Source organism: Marinobacter sp. C2H3, assembly GCF_037080155.1.
Classification (GTDB): Bacteria; Pseudomonadota; Gammaproteobacteria; order Pseudomonadales; family Oleiphilaceae; genus Marinobacter.
On the sequence record NZ_JBBBNZ010000003.1, the window covers coordinates 177,918 to 197,547 of the forward strand.

Sequence of the window (19,630 nt, forward strand, 5' to 3'; positions counted from 1 at the left end):
GTGTATAAAAAAACACCGCGGCTCAGGATGCGCGGGTCAGGTTCCGGCCGCCCTCCCCCGTCACCGCCACGTTGTCCTCGATGCGAATACCGCCGCAGCCCCGGAGCTGATTGACGAGAGACCAGTTCACGTGGCGGCCGACCGGGTGTGCCCGAAGCCCGTCGAGCAGGGACGGGATGAAATACAGCCCGGGTTCAATCGTCACCACCATGCCGGGCTCGAGCACCCGCGTCAGGCGCAGAAAGGGCGCATCGGCCGGCGGGGGCGTGGGTTTGCCCGCAACGTCGTGCACCTGGACGCCGAGAAAATGCCCGATGCCGTGGGGAAAGAAGGCCCGGGTCACGCCCTGCGCCACCTGTGCCTCCTCATCCAGGCCGGTCACCAGGCCGGCGGCGGTCAGCAGGGCCGCCACCCCCTGGTGTGCCTTTCGGTGGATGTCCACGTAGTCCACGCCCGGCGCCACCATGCCACACAGGCGCTGTTGCAGGGATTCCAGCCCGTGTACCAGGGCTGCAAAACGGGATTCCCCCGGGCCGGCGGTGGTGCGGGTAATGTCCGAGCAGTAGCCCCGGTAACGCACGCCCGCGTCAATCAACAGGCTGCGCGGGGCCGCGGGTGGGCGGGTGTCGTAATACTGGTAATGCAGGGTGCCGGCATGCTCGTTCAGGCCGATGATGCTGTGGTACGGCGCGTCCGCCTCCCGCTGGCCGGTGGCCCGCTGGTAAGCCAGGCTGATGCCGAACTCGCTTTCGCCGTCGAGAAACGCCCGACGGGCGGCCAGGTGGCCCTCCAGCGCACGAACGTTGGCCTCCGCCAGGCACGCCCGCTCATAGGGGGTCTTGTGCACCCGGGTCTCATCCAGCGCCTGCAGCAGACCGGCCGGGTTGATGTCACCGGGCAGATCCGCAATCAACGCCGGGTCCCCAATGATCGCCAGGCGACCCGGGGCGGGCAGTGGTGGCGCGGAGGGCTCAGGCCGTGGCCGGACATCCACGATGTCCTGCCAGGGCTCCCGGGGAAGCGGCTGGTTGGCGTGCCAGAAATCCTCCGGCTCGTGAAGCCAGAGGACCGGCGATCGCCCAGGACGCACCCAAAGCCAGCAGTGGCTTCGCCCGGTCAGGCCGGTCCAGTGCAGGAACGGGCCGTAGCCCTGAAAATGCCAGGCCTGGTCGTCGCCGTAGCGGTAGGGCGCGGCGCCCGAGGCAATCAGCAGGCTGTCGTACCCATGCGCCGCCAGCGCCGCGTCATAGCGGCGCTGGAGTTCGCTCAGGTGATCGAGCTGGAGGGACAACAGATCCGGTTCAGGCATGGTGGCGTTCCAGTTGGTTCCAGAGGGTCAGAAGGTCGTCGGAGCGGGCGTCGCGCCGGCGGATCAGGCGGATGTCCAGGGGCACGTCCCAGCGTTCGTCGCCGGCCCGCACCAGGCGGCCGAACTGCTCGCTCTTTTCCGTCATCCGCCGCGGCAGCCAGCCCATGCCAAACCCCTGCTTGACCAAGGCCTTGATGCTGGCGGACTGGGTGTTTTCATTCAGCGGCAGCAGATTGGCGGGCGTGGGCTGGCGCGACAGATGGGCCTCAATGGCCGACTGCAGGAATCCCCGGTTGTGATAGGCAATCAGCGGCAGCGGCTGTTCGGGGGAACCGGGAAGCCGGAACCGGGGCTCGCCCTGCTCGTCGGCAACGCTGACCGGCACCAGGGCCTCGGGCGCCACCACCAGCCAGTCGAAGCGCTCGGCGGTGAGCCGGTGCCCCCAGGGCAGGTCAGCGTGCCAATAGCACAGCACCATGTCGCATTCTCCGTTCTCCAGGGCGTCCAGGAACTGCTCGCCCACCCAGCTGGTGGCCTTCAGGTTCAGTTGCAGCCGCTCGGCGATGCCCGCTTCCCGGGCCCAGCCCTGGTAAAAATGGGAGAACAGGCCCTGGGTGGAGCCAACGCTGATGCGGGCCGATGCTTCCGCCTCCAGCGCCGCGATCCGGTCCCGGGTGTCCCGCACGTCCCGCACGACCCGCTCGCACAGGTCGAGAAACACCTCCCCTGCCGGGGTCAGCGACAACGGCAGCGTCTGCCGGTTGATAAGCGTCGTGCCCATGGACTCTTCCAGGAGCTTGATGCGACGGCTGAACGTCGGCTGACTGACGTGCTGCTGTTCCGCCGCCCGGGAAAAGTGCCGGGTGCGCGCAAGCGCCATGAAATCCTCGAGCCAGCGTACTTCCATGGGTGTCCCTGGGGTCAGTAAGAGAACCGGAACCGGTCAGAAGCATCATAGCTCACCGGCTCCGATCCCTTACAGCCGCCCCTCCTCCACCGCGTGACAGGCGACCCGCCCGCCCTCGTCGGTGGCGATGAGGGCCGGCACCTCCTGCCGACACCGCTCGTTGGCGTAGGGGCATCGACCGTGGAACACACACCCGGACGGCAGGTTGACCGGCGTCGGCACCTCGCCCTTGAGCCGGATGTGATTGGGCCGGTCGTCCTCCAGCCGGGGAATGGCCGAAAGCAACGCCTGGGTATAGGGGTGGCGCGGTGCCGCAAACAGCGTCGCGGTATCGGCCAGTTCGCACACCCGGCCCAGGTACATCACCGCCACCCGGGTACCGAAGTGCTCGACCACGGCCAGATCGTGGGTGATGAACAGATAGGTTAGGCCATGACGTTCCTGGGCATCCATCAGCAGGTTCAGCACCTGCGCCTGTATGGACACGTCCAGAGCCGAGATCGGCTCATCCGCCACAATGAATTCCGGGTCCACCGCCAGCGCCCGGGCAATGGCGATGCGCTGGCGCTGGCCGCCGGAGAACTCGTGGCCAAACCGGCTGCCCCAGTCCGGGTCGATGCCGACGGACTGCATGACCGACTGCACCTTGTCCTTCACCTCCGCGGCGGACCAATGCGGATAGTGGAAACGAATGGGCTCCTCAAGCGTTTGCTGGATAGTCATGCGCGGGTTCAGCGATGCGTAGGGGTTCTGGAAGATCATCTGCATCTTGCGCCGATAGGGCTGAACCGCCTTGCCGTCCAGATGATCAATACGCTCGCCGTCGTAGTGGATCTCCCCCGCGCTGGGTGACAGCAAGCCCATTACCGTGCGGGCGACGGTGGACTTGCCACAGCCGGATTCGCCCACCACGCAAAGGGTCTCGCCCTTGTGGACGTCCAGATCAACGCCGTTGATGGCGTGCACCGCGTCCTGCTTGCGCCGGAGCCGGCCGTTCTCGAACCGGAGCTGCTCGAGCAGGCTGCCGGACAGGTCGAAGCGCTTTTCCAGCGCTCGGATACGAACCAGGGGGGAGGTCACGATTCGGCCTCCTGCATGCGTTTCTCCTGCTCAATCAGGTTGGCGACTTCGTAACACGCCACATCGACGTTGCCCGACCGCACATACTCGGGCATGGCCTGCCGGCACTGGTCGGTGGCGAAATGACAGCGGGGGTGGAACGGGCAGCCGGACGGCACGTTCTTCAGCGACGGCATGGACCCGGGAATCTGGAACAGCCGCTGGCCCGGCTCACCCATCTGCGGCAGGGCGTTGATCAGCCCCTGGGTGTAGGGGTGCTGGGCGTCATTGATGATTTCCCGGGTCGGGCCCTGTTCAATGATGCGGCCGGAGTACATCACCAGCATGCGCTGGGTGACCTGGGAGACCACGCCAAGGTCGTGGGTGATCAGCATCAGGGCGACGTTCTCCTGCTCGCACAGATCCAACAGCAGGGCCATGATTTCCGCCTGGATGGTCACGTCCAGGGCCGTGGTTGGTTCATCGGCGATGATGATCTCCGGATCCAGCAGCAGCGCGATGGCAATGATCACCCGCTGGCGCATCCCGCCGGACAGCTCGTGGGGGTATTGGTCCAGGCGCTTCTCCGGGGACGGGATCTGCACCTTCTGCAGCCGGTCCAGGGCAATGGCCCTCGCCTCTTTCCTGCTGATCGTCCGATGCGCCTGGAGCGCTTCGACCATCTGGGTACCGATCGTCAGCACCGGGTTCAGGGTCATCATCGGATCCTGAAAAATCATGGCGATGCGGTTGCCCCGGATGCCACGGAGTTCGCGCTCGCTCATGGCGGCCAAGTCCCGACCGTCAAAGCGGATCTGGCCGCCGGCGATGTAACCCGGTTTGGCGATCAGATTAAGGATGGAGAACGCCGCCACCGACTTGCCGGCGCCGGATTCCCCCACCAGGCCCAGCCGCTCGCCTTTGTCCAGGGAAAAGCTGATGCCCCGCAGGGCTTCCAGATCGCCGCCGCGCACCGCAAACCGGACATCAAGGTTGCTCACTTCCAACAGTGCCATGGCGTTACCCCTTGTACAGCCGTGGGTTCATGACATCCCGCAACCAGTCACCCAGCAGGTTGATGACCAGCACGAGCACCACCAGCACCAGGCCCGGGATCAGGGTAATCCACCAGGAGCCGCTCTGGATGTAGTCAAAACCGGATTTGATCAGCGAGCCCAGGGACGGCTGGGTTTCCGGCATACCCAGGCCCAGGAAGGACAGCGCCGCCTCGGAGATGATGGCGTTGGCGATCTGGACCGTGGCGATCACAAAGATGGGGGACAGGGTATTGGGCAGGATGTGACGGAACATGATCCGCCCCGTGCCGAACCCCATCACCTTGGCGGCGTCCACGTACTCCTTCTTTTTCTCAGCCAGCACCGAAGCGCGCACGGTACGGGCAATCTGGGGCCACTCGGCCACACCGATGATGAAGATCAGCATGTAGACGGCGATCTCACCAAACATCAGGTTGCCGAAGCTGGCCTTGAACACGGCGCCCACGATGATCGCCACCATCAGCGTGGAGAACGACAGCTGCACGTCCGCAATGCGCATCAGCACCGCGTCCACCTTACCGCCCAGGTAGCCGGCGAGCAGGCCGAACAGAATGCCCAGCGCACCCTGCAGCAACACGGCGCCAAAGCCAATCAGCAGAGACACCCGGGTGCCGTACAGGATGGTGGATAGCAGGTCACGGCCCTGGGCGTCGGTGCCCAGCGGAAACGCCGGATCGGCGCCGGCCATCCACACCGGCGGCAGTTCCGAATTCATGATGTTGATCTGCGCCAGATCGTAGGGGTCCGTGGGCGCCAGCCACGGCGCGAACACCGCCGCCAGCACCATCAGCAGCAGCACCAGGAAGCTAAGAATGGCGACTTTTTCGCGCTTGAAGCTGTACCAGAAAAAGGACCCGCGGAAGCGCTCCCAGCGGGACACGGTTGCCGTTGTCATGCTTTCTTCCCCGTCAGTTTCACGGTCGGGTTGACCAGCCCGTAGATCAGGTCCACCACGGTGTTGGTGACCACGAAGATCAGCCCGACCACCATCAGGTAGGCCACGATCAGCGGAATGTCACTGCGGGTGATGGCCTCCAGGAACATCAGGCCAACCCCCGGCCACTGAAACACCGTTTCGGTGAGAATGGTGTAGGCCACCATGATGCCGATCTGCACACCGCCCACGGTAATCACCGGCAGCATGGTGTTCTTCAGGGCGTGCAGGAAGTGGATTCGGCTGGCGCTCAGGCCCTTGGCCCGGGCGTAACGGATATAGTCGCTCTGCAGCACCTCCATCATCTCGGCGCGGATCAGCCGGATAAACAGCGGCAGCATGATGGACGCCAGTGAAATGGACGGCAGAACCAGGTGCAGCAGGCCGCTGCTGGTGAAGAACCCGGAATTCCAGGTACCGAACAGATGGGTGAGATCCTCGCCGCGGCCGTAGGACGGCAGGCCACCCTCGGTGGACAGCAGGCCGTTCAGCCACTGCCCCCAACCGGTATCCGATGGGAACCAGTCCACCGTCACCCCGATGGAGAACAGCTGAATCAGCACGATGGCCGTGAGGAACACGGGGATGGAAATGCCCACGGTGCTCACGCCCATGAAGAATTTGGACAGCCAGGCCTGGGGCCGGATGGCCGAGTAGACGCCGATGGGCACCGACAGCAGCACGATGATCAGGCTGGCGCCAATCACCAGCTCCAGGGTGGCCGGCAGGTGTTCGAGAATCACATCGAGGGTCGGCTTGCTATAGAAGTACGAGTTGCCCAGGTCGCCCTGAATGGCGTTGCCCGCAAACCGCAGGTACTGGACCGGCAGCGGATCGTTCAGTCCCAGATCCTCGCGGATCGCCTCCCGCTCCTGCTGGGACACCGACATGCCCACCATCTGCTGAAGCGGGTCGCCCAGGCCATCCTGGATGGCAAAGGCAATCACGCTGATCACAAACATGACCAGCAGGGCCTGGGAAATCCGCTGTACCAAAAACGCTAACATGGAAATTGTCCGGAAAGTGCTTGTCAAAATACGGCCGGCCCCGGACAAACGCCGGGGCCGGCCAGCCTGGGAAGGCGCTTACTCCACGACCAGGTCACCCAGGTACGGGAAGTTCATCACGTTCAGGATCGGCTCGATCTTGACGTTCTTCTTCGAGGCCCAGGCCAGATCCTGCCAGTGCAGCGGGATGAAGGCGGCATCGTCGTACAGGCGTTTCTCAACCTCCTGCAGAAGCGCGGCGCGCTTCGCCCGGTCGGTCTCCACGTTGGCCTGCTGGACCATCGCGTCGATCTCCGGGTTGCAGTAGTTGCCGGCGTTGTATTGCCCGGCCCCGGTGTCCTTGTTCGGGCACATGGTGAGGAATTCGTAGAAGTTCGCGGAGTCCTCGGTGTCGGCGTGCCAGCCAATCATCATGATGTCGGCGGCGCGGGCGTCGTATTCCGGCCAGTACTGGGCTTTCGGCAGGGTTTTCAGATCCACCTTGATGTTGATCCGGGCCAGCATGGCGGCCACCGCCTGAGCGATCTTGTCGTCGTTCACGTAGCGGTTGTTCGGCGCCATCATGGTGATGGTGAAGCCGTCTTCATAGCCGGCTTCCTTCATCAGGGCCTGGGCCTTGGCGACGTCGTAGCGCGGCTTCAGGGTATCGTTGTGGCCCTGGTAGCCTTTCGGCGACAGCTGGGCGGCCGGCGTGGCAAAGCCTTTCATGATCTTAGCGGCAATGCCTTCCTGATTGATGGCATAGGCAATGGCCTGGCGCACCTTCGGATTCTTGAACGCCTCGACGCGGTTTTCGTTCATGTGCAGCAGGATGATGCGGGTGCCGCTCATGGTCACCAGATTGGTGTCGGCGTCTTTGCGAATGCGCTCGAGATCGGTCGGCGGTACCGGCGCGATGAAATCCACACCGCCGGACAGCAGCGCGGAAACGCGGGTGTTGTTTTCCTTGATCGGGGTCAGCACGATCTTGTCCACGTTGCCCGGGGACTGGGTATCCCAGTAGCCGTCAAACCGCTTAAGCTCCATGCGAACGCCCTGCTGGCGGGACACCACGGTGTAGGGGCCGGTGCCGGACAGATGGGTGGAGGCGAAGGAATTGCCGTTCTTCACGATGGCGCTCTTGTCCTTGCCGTCCTCGGTGGTGCCCGTGTAGAACTGGCTGTCCAGCGGGAAGATGTACGTGGCGGTGTTCAGCAGCAGCGGGTAGGGCTTGGCGGTGACCAGGTCAAAGGTGTAGTCGTCAATCACCTTGATGTCGGTGATCGGCTGGAAGATCGCCTTGAAATCCTGGCTTTTCTTCAGCCGGTCAAAGGTGAACTTCACATCTTTCGTGGTCAGCTCGTGACCGGTGTGGAACTTGACGCCCTTGCGCAGGGTAAACCGCATGGTGTTGTCGTCAATCCGCTCCCACTTGGTGGCCAGCCGGGGCTCAAAGGTCAGGTCTTTGGTCCAGCGGATGAGCGGATCGAAGGCCATGTGGGAGAGCTGCAGGGTGCCGCCGGACAGCTGCTCGTGAATGTCCAGGGTGACCGGGTCGGCGTCGTACGCCATTTTCAGTTCTTTGGTGGCTTCGGCCGACACCGCCAACGGGGCGGTGAGCAGCGCGAGGGCACCGATGAATGCCGTCAGTTGTTTTTTCATCGCGTTTTCCGTCGCTGATTCAGGGTTATTATTGCAACAGCGGCGACACAGCACGCCGCATGCCTGGCCACAAGCTAGTCTCGGGAAACCCGTACGGCAATCGAAATAACGACACGGCGTTATGCGCCAGATGAATGCTCCGGAACGGGGCGAACCCGGCAGATCGGCGCCCCACCACCGGGCGCGCCGAAAATGCTTTACACTGAGCACCTTACCGACTCACTGACTCTCAGGCAGACCGCCATGGCCCTAAAAGCAACCATTTTCAAAGCCACCCTGCAGATTGCGGACATGGACCGGCACTACTACGCCGACCACGCCCTCACCCTGGCTCGCCACCCCTCGGAAACCGACGAGCGGATGATGATCCGGCTGCTGGCGTTTGCCCTGAACGCCCGGGAAGGCCTGGAGTTCACCCGGGGCCTGAGCACCGACGATGAGCCGGAACTGTGGGTAAAAAACCTCACGGGCGACATCGATCTGTGGATTGAGCTGGGCCTGCCGGACGAGGACCGACTGCGCAAGGCCTGTAACCGGGCCCGGGAAGTCATCCTCTACACCTACGGAGGCCGCGGCGTGCCCGTCTGGTGGGACAAGCACCACAGCAAACTGGCCCGCCACCGGAACCTCACCGTCATCAACCTGCCGGCCGAGGGCACCGAAGCGCTGGCGGCACTGGCCGAGCGCTCCATGACGCTGCAGGTGACCATTCAGGACGGGGACGTGTCGGTGGGTGACGACCAGCGCCTGGTCACCCTGACGCCTGAAGCCCGCCCCCTCAACGCTTGATATGACGTCTTTAAAGACAGTTAAGAAACATTCCCCTACCAAACCCTACAATTTGTGACGGCAACACGCGCGGGACTTCGATACCCTTGAGATGAGGGAATATACTCGGCCAAGAAGGAGTAACGCGGATCTTGAGCGGGCTTAACCTGGACCTGCCTACGCTGATCGTCACATCGACGGCAGTGAACCTGCTGATTGCCGGTTTGCTCTGGGCGACGTATCGCCTGAGAGAACACCAGCGCTGCTTTCGGCTGTGGGCCCTCGCCTGCCTGACGTTTGCCGTCGGCGGCCTGCTGGCGGCGTTCCGGGTTGTGGTGGATGCGCCAACGCTCACGGTTCTGCTGGCCCACCTTCTGCTCGGATTATCGCCGTTTCTGGTCCTGGCCGGCCTGCACAGCCTGATGGGCCTGCCAATCGCCGGCGCCCGGCGATCCACCCAACTGTGGCGGTGGGTCGGCAGCGGCTACGTGCTGCTGCTCGTGCTGACTTACGCCTGGCACCCGCTGATGCCACGGCTGCTGACCGCCCTGCTCACCGCCCTGGTGTTCAGCCAGGCGGTGTATCGCCTCCAGTCCCTGCGACGTCGGCCGGGCCTGCCCGCCCTGCTGCTCAAGATTCTGTTCGCCCTGCACGGCACCCTCATGGTGGTCCAGGTGCTCTACCTCGGGGCGTCGCTCACAGGGCTGGGCAACCCGGATCCCCAGCCCCTGCTGGAGGCCATCCTCATCAACCACCTGTTGCTCGCCACGGCAACGGCGCTGGTGCTGCCCCTGTTCGCCTTTACCGAAGCCGAAGCGTCGCTGCGGGCGCTGGCCGACCGGGACGACCTGACCGGGCTGCTGAACCGCCGTGCCTTCTATCGTCACGCCAACCGGGCCTTTGAACAGGCGCGATCGAAGGCCCGACCGCTGACCGTACTGATGATCGACCTGGACCATTTCAAACAGATCAACGACCGCTGGGGTCACACGGTGGGGGACGAGACCCTGCGCTTCTTCGCCGGCCTGCTGTCGCGGGAACTCCGGGATACCGACGTCATCGGCCGGCTCGGTGGCGAGGAATTCGGAGTGGTCCTGGACAGCAGCACCCACGGCGACGTGGGCGCGGTTACCCAACGGCTGCTTGAACGCATCACCGCGGAAGGCCGCCTGATCAACGGCGTGCCCGTATACCTCTCCGCCAGCATTGGCGGCGCCACCTGCCACCCCCGGAAAACCGACCTCAGCACCCTGCTGCGGCGCGCCGACACCGCGCTTTACCAGGCCAAACGCAACGGCCGAAACCGCATCGAATTTGCCCGCCCGGCGGATGCGGCGGTCTAAGCCGAAACACCACCGGAACCCCCGAAAACAACCGCACGTTGGGTCTGGACAGACGCCGCCGAGGCACGTAAGATTGCGCACTCGAAATCGCCGAGCCACAAGCTCCGTTTCGAATGCGCCCGTAGCTCAGCTGGATAGAGCGCTGCCCTCCGGAGGCAGAGGTCAGAGGTTCGAATCCTCTCGGGCGCGCCATATTGGATGAAAAAAGACCTGCGTGAGAGCGCAGGTCTTTTTTTTACCCTCGAAAACGCCGCTGGCCTGCGTCGCCGGGCATCAATCCGCCATCCGTGGATAAAGCTGTCGCCAGTCCCTGTCCCAACAGCACAGGTGGTCAAAATCGTGTATGACCTCCAGTGGCGGCCGCTGACCCGGCGGAAACCTGGACAGATAGGACTCAACGACGGCTTTCGGAACGGACGTATCGCTTCCTCCGACCAGGTGGACCTGTGGCACCTGACGGAGGGCTTGCCAGAAATCCGCTGGATTGAGGGAGCCGTGCAAAGGCGTCACGTTGTGGTACTCGGTCCAGACCTTGTGATCCAGTGTGCCGGCGATCGTGATTAACCGCACCACGTCCGTGCGTTGTGCGGCAACGAGGGCGGCAATGGCTCCGCCACCCGAGTATCCAACCAGTTCAATCTGGCTGGCGCCGTATATCGCCTTTAATTCGCTGGTCGCCTCATTCATTGACTGCACGACGTCCGACGAGAACCGGCCGCCTGTCCAGACAGGAGGCCGGCAGCGGGGGTTGAGGTCTTTCACGAACTGACAAGGGCGTGCCAGATAGGCGGCGTTGCCGTCGGGGTGATTCAGGGCGAGTTTCAGCCCCATCAACTGGGTCGGCGTCGGGTCCTCGGAGATCTTGGTGAGGGTTTCCCAGGCGAGACCGTCACCTTCGATGTAGACGGTCAACCGCTTTTCCGGCGCCGGGTGGTCCTGAACAAAGGCACGAATCTCGAACGAATCGGTATCCAGCGTGGCGGGGTGCCATCCATGAGCGCTCGCCAGGCGCTCCGCGCTGTGAATTCTCTGCATCGCGGGTGGCACGGCTGAACAGCCGACAAGCACCACCGTAAACAGGACAAGCAGCCCGCCCCTCAACAACGACGCTTCCTGGTGTCTGTCCGCTTCAGCGCTGTGCACTCGTTACCGCCGCGGGTGATGTTTCCCGGACAAAGAATTCGTCTCGATAGCGATCACCGATGGTTTTCAGCAGGGCTATTTTTTGCGCTTCCGACAAACCGTCGGTTTTGCCAGCGGTCGAGAGCTGCTCCCAGTCAATGCCCGCTTCGGTGTTGAAACTTTTGAACGTCCACAGAATCTTCTTTACGGCATCCAGCCTCTCATCCCCGTCATCAACGAGCCACAGGAAGAGATTGACCGTCGGCGCCTCGGATTGCCTGAGCCGCCATCCGTTCTGGTAGATATCGAACGTGTATCGCGTAATGTGCTCAAAGAACCAGGTATCCAGATACTGGTCCTGGTTGTTGGTCCACTCCAGAACCACGTCGTAGTCCGGGTTATCGAAGATCTCGTCGATCACCGGGCCGTCCTGTATTTGTTCGTTCAACAGTCCCTCAATGTGAGTCAAAAGGGCATTGCGCTTTAACGGGTGGTGCGGGAACGGTATGGGGGCATTTGCCTGCCGGAATACCTCGTTGATCAGGCCCAGGCAATAGAATTTACTTGTTCTTCCTGGCACGTCCCGGAACGAGTAATCAAACGTTGCGGCCTGATACCGCGGATCGCGGACAATCCGGGCCATCACTCGACCAATGCGCTTGTTGTCGACGCCGGGATTGTTGTTCCGGAGGACAACGACCTTGTGAAACAACGGCAGCCTGTCCTCAAGAGGCCTGCCCATGACGTGTCCGCTGAACCCCCCCAGCATTTTTCGCCCATCCGGGCCGATGAAGACGATTTCACCGTGGTTGTAGGGGTTTTTCAGCTGATCCGGGTTGGAGCTACCCATCATGGACATCAGCCAGGATATGGGCTCGATGGGATAGGTCAGCACAATATCCCCCGGCTGAAACACATCGATATCAGGCTCGGAAAACGGCGGTAGCGGATCCCGAACCGGGATATACGTCAGCCTGCTGCACGATGACAGCAGGCTGGCCAGGACAACGAAAAGGACGAATCTGACAATCAGGGAACGCATGGCCTTACTTCACTTACCGGACCGATCAGAAATTGTAGTTGTAGGTCAGCGAGACCGTGTCGTTCTCATAATGATCTTTGTACTGCCCCGAATAATCGAAATTAACCGTATGCTTGCGGCTGTCTGAGGTATACCCAATGCCAACGCCATAATCGACACTGAAACGCTCCGGGGTTCCGCCCTTACCCGAAATTCTTGCCGAATTGTTCGCCAACCCGCCACGGACGCCCGGATTATCCGCGCTCAGGTCATAGTTGACACCCAGGCTGAAAATCGGAGAGAGCGTGCCTTTCTTGAGTTTGAACTCACGGGTGAAGATCGCACTTTGCGACGCCGTGAAGGTATCAACCTGGCTGCCCTCGATGGTGAGATTGTCCGTGCCCGCGCCGGTTTCCGTGAAGCCATCGTTGTCGACGCGCACCCAGGACAGGGTCGACTTCGGCAGCAACAGCCAGCCGTATAACCCCAGCGGCACCGAATAGGAAACGTCCGAGAACAGAATATCCGAGTTGTAGTAGGCACTCGCTACCCGCGAGTTACTGGAGAGGCGCTGGGTATTCGTGTAAGAGCGTCCGAAACCGATGCTCCAGTCAATCAGCTGATAAATCCGATCGCCAACGTTGTGCGAGCCGGACAGCGCCGCCAGATACAGGTCGACCTCACTGCCATCGCCGGAACCGGTCTTGAAATTCATATCGGTGTTGGAATAGGAGAACGAAACGCCCAGAGACTGCAATCCGGTCCTCTGGTGATACTGATTCGTGTACCCCAGCACCATGCTGTCGATGTCGGCGTGATACCCGCTGCCATTATCGCCGTCTTTATTGGTGTCTCCCACGGATACCTTCGCCCAGAAAGCGCCACTCGGGTCCGAGGAAAGAGGACTGCCGCCATTGGTGCCCGTACCCTGTTTATCACCCGTAGTCGACTCACCGCTTTCTGTCTTCTCTTGCTCTTTTTGGCGATTTTTCTCAATCAATTCACCCGAGGAGTCTTTGAGCATTTGCTTATCTTTATTCTTATGTTTCTCTCTCTCTTCACGGGCCTTCATCACGTCAGCATTTTTTTCCTGAACGCGCTGGGCGGATTCCCTTCTCAACTTTTCAAGATCGTCGCTGGTACCTTCGTACTCCGTACCAGAGAGCCGGTCTCGATAGTCCTCACTATTGTCGTCAACATGAATCTCTTCCTTGTAGATGGTTTCTGTTTCCGTCGTTGTGTACAGCTTGCCGGAGGTCGTCCCTTCCTGGGAGCTCCCCGCTGACATCCCCCCCTCAAGACTCAGGGCATCAGACGAGCTCGTTCTGTAGGTGACGTCATAAGAGAACGACAGCAGCTTGTACTTGAGGAGCTTTTTAACGTTAGAAACAATCTCCTCGGTGTGCGAGCTGTTCTTGGTCAACACTTTGTCCAACGTTTTGACCAGATCCGCATTGTCCGACCCACCGGATCGCTGCGCTGCCGTCAAAATCACGTCCGAGTTCGCATCGACCTGAACCCCGTAATCCACCGACATCGTATCGGCGACGGCGTACTTGGCAACGTCGTCCGCCGTACCCACGCCGCCATTGGTGTCCACGAGGATCAGACGACCGCTGGTGAAGTCGGCGCTGGGCGCGACCACAAGGGGGTTGGTGGCGTCGACCTGGCCCATGGCGGCCGCATTAATGACAGTATCGTTCGCGTAGGAGCTACTGCGAAGGTCAATGGCGCTGGCCGCCACGCCGCCCAACTCGGCAACGCCGCCACCGGTCAGCGTCAAGGTATCAGACAGACTTAACGTACCGTTGTTGGTAAAGCCCGTTTGCGCTTTCGCGGTTATCGCACGGCTGGTTCTGAAGACGGAGCCGGCGCCAATGGAGAGGCTGTGAGCCGCCAGATCATCGCTAAAGGTCGACGTGCCTGAGTTGATGCTAACGGATTTCAGTTCGTTGCCATCAATCACGCCCAGCAAGCCGTTGATCGCGTTTGTGCCCGCGAATACCACCTCGCCAGTGTTATCGGCGCTGGTGACGAGATTGCCGGTGACAGCCGAGTTGGTGAACGACACGATGGGATCATTGGCCAATGTCAGGGTGTTGGTGGTGACATCGCCACCAAAAGACGCGGTGCCCCCCGTATTGCCATTCACATTGATGGCATTGGCAAAGACGTTACCGCCAAAGGACGCGTCGATCCCGCTGTTCACGTCGACATTCACCGTACCCAAGCGCTGGGCCGACGTACCGATATCGCCGCTGACGAGCTGGGTATCGACGGTCGTCTGGCCAAAATCCAGCGTGCCCTGGCCGTTTGCCGACGTGGTCACGGCGCCAACTATGCGTTGATCGGCATTGACCTTGGCGGTCGCGGCGCCCGAGAAATTCACCGTACCCGTGGCATCGCCTGAGAATTCGGCCGTACCGGTACCACTGAGGTTGATCGTGTCCGCCGCAACGGTGCCGCCAAAGGTGCTGGTGACCCCGCTGGCGGTGGTCACGTTCACCGCGGCGAGCGGTTGGCCGGCACCGATGTTGCCGTTGATAACGGTAAAATTACCCGTGGGGGCAGCGAAGTTGATCGTCCCCTCACCGGCCGTTGCCGCGTTCACATTGCCGGTCAGCGAGACATCAGAGCCCACATTGACGGTGGCTGAGTTCCCGCTGGCGAAGAGAACGTCGCCCGTGGTTGCCCCCTCAAAATTGGCAACGCCAAGCCCGTCAACGTTGATGGTGGTCGCGTCCAGGACGTCCGAGAAGGTGACCGTGCCAGAGCCACCCGCGATATTGACGGTCTGGGCATCCACACGGCCGCCAAACGTGGAGACAACGCCCCCGGTGAAGCTGGTTGCAACATTGACGGAGAAGAGCGCCTGAGTTGACGATCCCACCGTGCCAGTAACCAGGGTGGTATTCGAAAATGCGGGATCAAAGTAGAGACTACCCTCACCGTCCGTGGCGGCCGACACGTTGCCGGTTATGCCCGCGTTTGAGCCAAGAAACACTTGAGCCGAATTACCGGTCGCAAACACGAGATTGCCGGTCACGTTATTGGTAAAGCCCGCCGCAGCTGAGCCATTCAGGGTGATATTCCCGCCGCCGACATTGACCGTGCCGTTGAAATTAACGTTGGTGGCGTCGGCCAGGCTGATGGCGTCCAGCGCAAACGTGCTCCCGATGGCCTGGCCAAAGCCAACGGCGTTCAGGCCGCCATTCGTGTTGGTGATGGACAGCGTGGCGGTATCGGCCAACGACGACGCATCAATCAGGGCATCGATGGTCAGGTTTTCGCTGTTCGCTGTGTCCACCGTCATATTCACCGTGGAGCCCGCACCGCTGCCCAGGTTGATATCCACGGGCGAGAAGCCGCCAAACGACCCGGTGACGCTTCCCTGGAAGGTCACGTCGTCGTCGATGGCGTTGATGGTCAGGGTATCCATCGGCGCGGCGGCATCGAAGATGATGTCGTCGGCAAAGATGACCCCGTTGGCCGCCCCGGAGGTGTCGACGTTCAGGGTGAAGTTTCCGGGCGGATCAAAAAAGCCTTTCGTAACGGAGGGGTTCGAAAGACCGCCGTCCCCGAGGGTTAAACCATCCCCCTCGGCACTGCTGTCGATGGTGACGGTGACATCACCTGCGGTTGAATACTGCAGACCGGACGCATCGTCCGCGGTAATGGTCTCGCCGTCGGCGACCGGGGTGGCCTGCGCGCTCATCGTCACGAGCGCGATCGCAACGGCCTGGGCCAGCTTGTTCAGAGGGAACACACGAGTCAGAGAGGAATGGTTCAACGGACACCCCGATATTTAATATATATCTTTATTGTGTACAGTCATAGAATCGGGGAAATATATCGCAATTCGCTATGATTAGGGAATGCATAAATCCGGGTTGATTTGGCAAGGTATCAAGCCGCTATCCCAGTCGGGACGCGTCGCTCCATCGGCCCTGTGAGGCGATGTTTGCGACGACGGTTTCTCCTGCGTCAGTCGAAAATGGCGCCTTACGGTACCGGGTTGTCGGGGCTGGTGGCAGTGATGATGCGCGTTGATGAGTCCAGCAGGCCGCAAAAGCGGCCCGCTGTGCACCCACCGGACGAGAGATGATGCGTAAACCTCACCCCTTGCCCAGATACGCCTCCTGAACTTCAGAAGACGCCATCAGCGCCTTGGCGGTGTCCGAATGGACGATCTTGCCCACTTCAAGCACATACCCCCGGTCCGCCAGCTTCAGGGCCTGGCGGGCGTTCTGCTCCACCACCAGGATGGTCACCCCGGTCTGGCGGATGTCTTCCAGTGCCTTGAAGATGTTCTTGAACACGATCGGGGCCAGGCCGAGGCTGGGCTCGTCGAGCAACAACAGGCGGGGCTTGGCCATCAGCGCGCGGCCGATGGCCAGCATCTGCTGCTCGCCGCCGGAGAGGGTGCCGGAGAGCTGCTGGCGGCGTTCGAGCAGCCGCGGGAACAGCTCGTACACCTGCTTGCGGGTCTCAAGTGCCTCGGCCTTGGGCCGGGTGTAGGCGCCCAGCATCAGGTTCTCTTCCACCGTCAGGGTGCCGAACACGCGGCGCCCCTCGGGGGACTGGGCGATGCCCAGTTCGACGATGGAATCCGCCCGGGTCTGGGTGATGTCCTTGCCGTCGTAGCGGAGCGCGCCGGCGGTGGGCTTCAGCAGGCCACTGATGGTGCGCATCAGGGTGGTCTTGCCGGCGCCGTTGGCCCCCAGAATGGTCACCACTTCGCCTTCTTCGACGGTCAGGGAGACGCCCTTGATGGCCTCGATGTGGCCGTAGGATACCTTGATATCCTCAAGTTCCAGCAGGCTCATGCGGATAACTCCTCGTCGTCGTCATCGTCGTCCTTGCCCAGGTAGGCCTCAATGACGTCGGGGTTGGTGCGGATCGCCTCCGGGCCGCCCTCGGCGATTTTGCGGCCGAAGCTGATCACCACGATGTGATCGGTCACGTTCATGACCACGTTCATATCGTGCTCCACCAGCAGGACGGTGACGCCGGAATCCCGGATATCCAGGATGGTCTTGTTGAGCTCGGCGGATTCGTTGTCGTTCAGGCCGGCGGCCGGCTCGTCCAGAATCAGCAGCTCCGGGCTGGCCGCCAGGGTGCGGGCCATTTCCACCCGCCGCTGGATGCCGTAGGGCAAGGACGTGGCCACTTCGTGGGCGACATGGGCCAGGTTCAGGCGCTCCAGGATGTCCATGCACTCCTTGCGCAGGGCCTTTTCTTCGCGGCGCTGCGCCGGCGTGGCCAGCAGGCCGGCGAACCAGGTCTGCTTGGTGCGCATGTGCTGGCCGGCCAGCACGTTCTCCAGCACGCTCATGCCGGTGAACAGGCGGATGGTCTGGAAGGTCCGCAGGATGCCCCGCTGGGCAATCTTGTAGGGCGGCAGGCCACTGATGGCCTCCCCCTTCCAGCGGACCACGCCGTCGGTGGGTTTGTAGACGCCGGTGATCATGTTGAACACCGTGGTCTTGCCAGCACCGTTGGGGCCGATCAGGCCGACGATCTGGCCTTTCTTGACCGTCAGGTCCAGGGCATCGACTGCCCGCAGACCGCCGAAGCTGATGCCGATATTTTCCAGCGATAACAGTGCATTATCGTTTGTAGTCATTCCGGGCGACTCCTTCTCGGCCAGATACCCTGCGGTCGGAGGACCATCACCACAATCATGGCCAGGCCGAACACCAGGTAGCGGTATTCCGCCAGCTCACGAAACACCTGCGGCACCACAAACATCAGCACGGTGCCCAGAAGCACGCCGGGAATGGACGCCTGTCCGCCCACGATGACGATGGCAAACAGCGTGACCGACTCCATGAAGATAAACGCGCTCGGGCTTACCGTCGCCAGCTGGCTGGCAAACAGGGTGCCCGCCGCGCCGGCAATGCCGGCCCCCAGCGCGAACGCCAGGATCTTGTAGTAGCGCGCGTTCACGCCCAGGGTGGTCGCCGCCAGCTCGTCTTCCTTCAGGTAGCGGAATACCCGGCCCAAGCGACTCTTGTCCAGGTTATTCATCAGCACCAGAACCACGCCCAGCAGCACCCAGTTGATCAGGTACATGCCGCCCTGGCTCATGATCGGATAGCCAAACAGGCTGGGCACGCCGATGCCGAAGATGCCGTCCGGTCCACCGGTGATCCCGCCCACGTTGTTGACCATGGCCATGCGGAAGATCTCGTTGAAACCGATGGTGGCCACCAGCAGGTAATCCCCCCGCAGCTTCACGATCGGCGCCGAGAGAATGATCCCGAAAGCGGCCGACACCACCACCGCAATGGGCATGGTCCAGAGAATGGGCACCCCGAACTGGGTGTTAAGGACGGCGGTGGTGTAGGCGCCAATGCCGAAATAGACCGCGTGGCCCATGTCGTACATGCCCGCCCGGCCGAGGACCACGTCCTGGCTCAGGGCGACCACCGCATAGATGGCAAAAATGGAGAGAATGCTGATCCAGTTATTGCTGGCGGCCAGGGGCACCATCAGGCCCACCACCCAGAGGATGCCACCAGCGCGACGGAGGGTCGTGGTGTTCATACTTTCTCCGCCACACGTTCGCCGAGGATACCGGTGGGACGCACCAGCAGGATCAGGATCAGCAGGCCGAAGACGATGGCCTGTTGCCAGGTGCTGGAGATGTAGCCGCCCGCAAGGGAGCTGAACAGCCCCAGCAGCAACCCGCCGATCATGGCGCCCGGAATGTTCCCGATGCCGCCGATGATGGCCGCAATGAAGGCGTTCAGGCCGTAGATCCAGCCCATGTCGAACACCGCCTGGCGGTAGTAAACGCCGATAAACAACCCGCCGATGGCGCCGAGCGCAGGCCCGAGGACAAACACGCTGACGATGACCTTGTTGACGTTGATGCCCATCAGCCGGGCCGCGTCCTGGTCGATCGCCGAGGCGCGAATGGCCGTGCCGAACCGCGTCTTGTTCACGTACAGGTACAGGGCCAGCATCAGCACGAAGGAAATCGCGACAATGAACAGCTGGGTCGCGCTGATCACCACGGAACCGTAGTGAAAGGTGGTCTCTGGCATGATGCCTTCCGGGAAGGTCAGCGTCTGCGGACTCCAGATCAGCATGATGCCGTTTTCAATGAACATCGAGGCGCCCAGCGCAGAGACCACGGCGGAGAGCCGGTGGGCATGGCGAAGGGGCCGGTAGGCCGTGAATTCGAGAAGTACCCCTGCAATGGCCACCACCAGGACAGCCAGTACAAACGCCACGATCACAATCCAGTTGGCAGGCGCGCCACCCGCGCCTGCCAGACCGGTAATTACCGTCAGGCCAATGAAGGCACCCAGAACCGCCAGATCGCCGTGGGCGAAGTTGATCAGTTTCAGGATGCCGTAGACCATGGTGTAACCCAGTGCGATCAGGGCATAGATACTTCCCACGGTCAGCCCGTTAACGAGCTGTTGCAGGAAGGTTTCCATGAACGTGTTA

General features: G+C 61.9%; 16 protein-coding genes and 1 tRNA gene. 3 read left to right on the top strand and 14 right to left on the bottom strand.

The genetic code is table 11. The features are described from left to right. Window positions 1-22 precede the first annotated feature (22 nt). From pepQ to V3388_RS10325, 7 genes are all read right to left on the bottom strand, one after another. Entirely contained in the window at window positions 23-1,309 is a 1,287-nt protein-coding gene (gene pepQ / locus V3388_RS10295; RefSeq protein WP_336367461.1) for a Xaa-Pro dipeptidase, read from the bottom strand. Beyond that, a complete protein-coding gene (locus tag V3388_RS10300) occupies window positions 1,302-2,216 on the bottom strand; it encodes a LysR family transcriptional regulator (RefSeq protein ID WP_336367462.1) in 915 nt (304 codons plus the stop codon). Before V3388_RS10300 ends, pepQ begins: the two co-directional genes overlap by 8 nt. Window positions 2,217-2,285: 69 nt before the next feature. Then, a complete protein-coding gene (locus tag V3388_RS10305; protein WP_336367463.1) occupies window positions 2,286-3,296 on the bottom strand; it encodes an ABC transporter ATP-binding protein in 1,011 nt (336 codons plus the stop codon). Next, window positions 3,293-4,291, bottom strand: coding sequence for an ABC transporter ATP-binding protein (locus tag V3388_RS10310; RefSeq protein WP_336367464.1), 999 nt, complete (start codon window positions 4,289-4,291; stop codon window positions 3,293-3,295). The genes V3388_RS10305 and V3388_RS10310 overlap by 4 nt, the downstream gene beginning before the upstream one ends. Before the next feature lie 4 nt (window positions 4,292-4,295). After that, the gene (locus V3388_RS10315; protein WP_336367465.1) at window positions 4,296-5,228 is read right to left on the bottom strand and encodes an ABC transporter permease; all 933 of its coding nucleotides are present in this window, start codon (window positions 5,226-5,228) and stop codon (window positions 4,296-4,298) included. Then, entirely contained in the window at window positions 5,225-6,274 is a 1,050-nt protein-coding gene (locus V3388_RS10320; RefSeq protein WP_336367466.1) for an ABC transporter permease, read from the bottom strand. Before V3388_RS10320 ends, V3388_RS10315 begins: the two co-directional genes overlap by 4 nt. Window positions 6,275-6,352: 78 nt before the next feature. Continuing rightward, the gene (locus V3388_RS10325; RefSeq protein ID WP_336367467.1) at window positions 6,353-7,915 is read right to left on the bottom strand and encodes an ABC transporter substrate-binding protein; all 1,563 of its coding nucleotides are present in this window, start codon (window positions 7,913-7,915) and stop codon (window positions 6,353-6,355) included. Window positions 7,916-8,158: 243 nt separating this feature from the next. Between V3388_RS10325 and V3388_RS10330 the strand changes: the two genes are divergently transcribed. The 3 genes from V3388_RS10330 (at window position 8,159) to V3388_RS10340 (ending at window position 10,218) form a co-directional block, all read left to right on the top strand. Beyond that, complete coding sequence (locus V3388_RS10330; RefSeq protein ID WP_336367468.1) at window positions 8,159-8,704, top strand: YaeQ family protein; 546 nt, start codon at window positions 8,159-8,161, stop codon at window positions 8,702-8,704. Between the two features lie 131 nt (window positions 8,705-8,835). After that, window positions 8,836-10,026, top strand: coding sequence for a GGDEF domain-containing protein (locus V3388_RS10335; RefSeq protein WP_336367469.1), 1,191 nt, complete (start codon window positions 8,836-8,838; stop codon window positions 10,024-10,026). A 115-nt stretch (window positions 10,027-10,141) separates the two neighbouring features. Beyond that, window positions 10,142-10,218 (top strand) — tRNA-Arg (locus V3388_RS10340). Window positions 10,219-10,299: 81 nt separating this feature from the next. Here V3388_RS10340 and V3388_RS10345 read toward each other — a convergent pair. The 7 genes from V3388_RS10345 to V3388_RS10375 form a co-directional block, all read right to left on the bottom strand. Next, window positions 10,300-11,169, bottom strand: coding sequence for an alpha/beta hydrolase (locus V3388_RS10345; RefSeq protein WP_336367470.1), 870 nt, complete (start codon window positions 11,167-11,169; stop codon window positions 10,300-10,302). Continuing rightward, window positions 11,156-12,190 (bottom strand): hypothetical protein, encoded by a 1,035-nt coding sequence (locus V3388_RS10350; RefSeq protein ID WP_336367471.1) that lies wholly within the window; start codon window positions 12,188-12,190, stop codon window positions 11,156-11,158. The genes V3388_RS10345 and V3388_RS10350 overlap by 14 nt, the downstream gene beginning before the upstream one ends. 25 nt (window positions 12,191-12,215) lie before the next feature. Next, window positions 12,216-15,959: an autotransporter domain-containing protein gene (locus V3388_RS10355; RefSeq protein WP_336367472.1), complete on the bottom strand. Its 3,744-nt coding sequence runs from the start codon at window positions 15,957-15,959 to the stop codon at window positions 12,216-12,218. 325 nt (window positions 15,960-16,284) lie between these two features. Continuing rightward, window positions 16,285-16,989 carry an ABC transporter ATP-binding protein gene (locus V3388_RS10360; protein ID WP_336367929.1) on the bottom strand — a complete coding sequence of 235 codons (705 nt, stop codon included), beginning with the start codon at window positions 16,987-16,989 and terminating at the stop codon, window positions 16,285-16,287. A gap of 2 nt (window positions 16,990-16,991) precedes the next feature. After that, a complete protein-coding gene (locus V3388_RS10365) occupies window positions 16,992-17,795 on the bottom strand; it encodes an ABC transporter ATP-binding protein (RefSeq protein ID WP_336367473.1) in 804 nt (267 codons plus the stop codon). Next, window positions 17,792-18,718 carry a branched-chain amino acid ABC transporter permease gene (locus V3388_RS10370; RefSeq protein WP_336367474.1) on the bottom strand — a complete coding sequence of 309 codons (927 nt, stop codon included), beginning with the start codon at window positions 18,716-18,718 and terminating at the stop codon, window positions 17,792-17,794. Before V3388_RS10370 ends, V3388_RS10365 begins: the two co-directional genes overlap by 4 nt. Beyond that, complete coding sequence (locus V3388_RS10375; RefSeq protein WP_336367475.1) at window positions 18,715-19,620, bottom strand: branched-chain amino acid ABC transporter permease; 906 nt, start codon at window positions 19,618-19,620, stop codon at window positions 18,715-18,717. Before V3388_RS10375 ends, V3388_RS10370 begins: the two co-directional genes overlap by 4 nt. Window positions 19,621-19,630 lie beyond the last annotated feature (10 nt).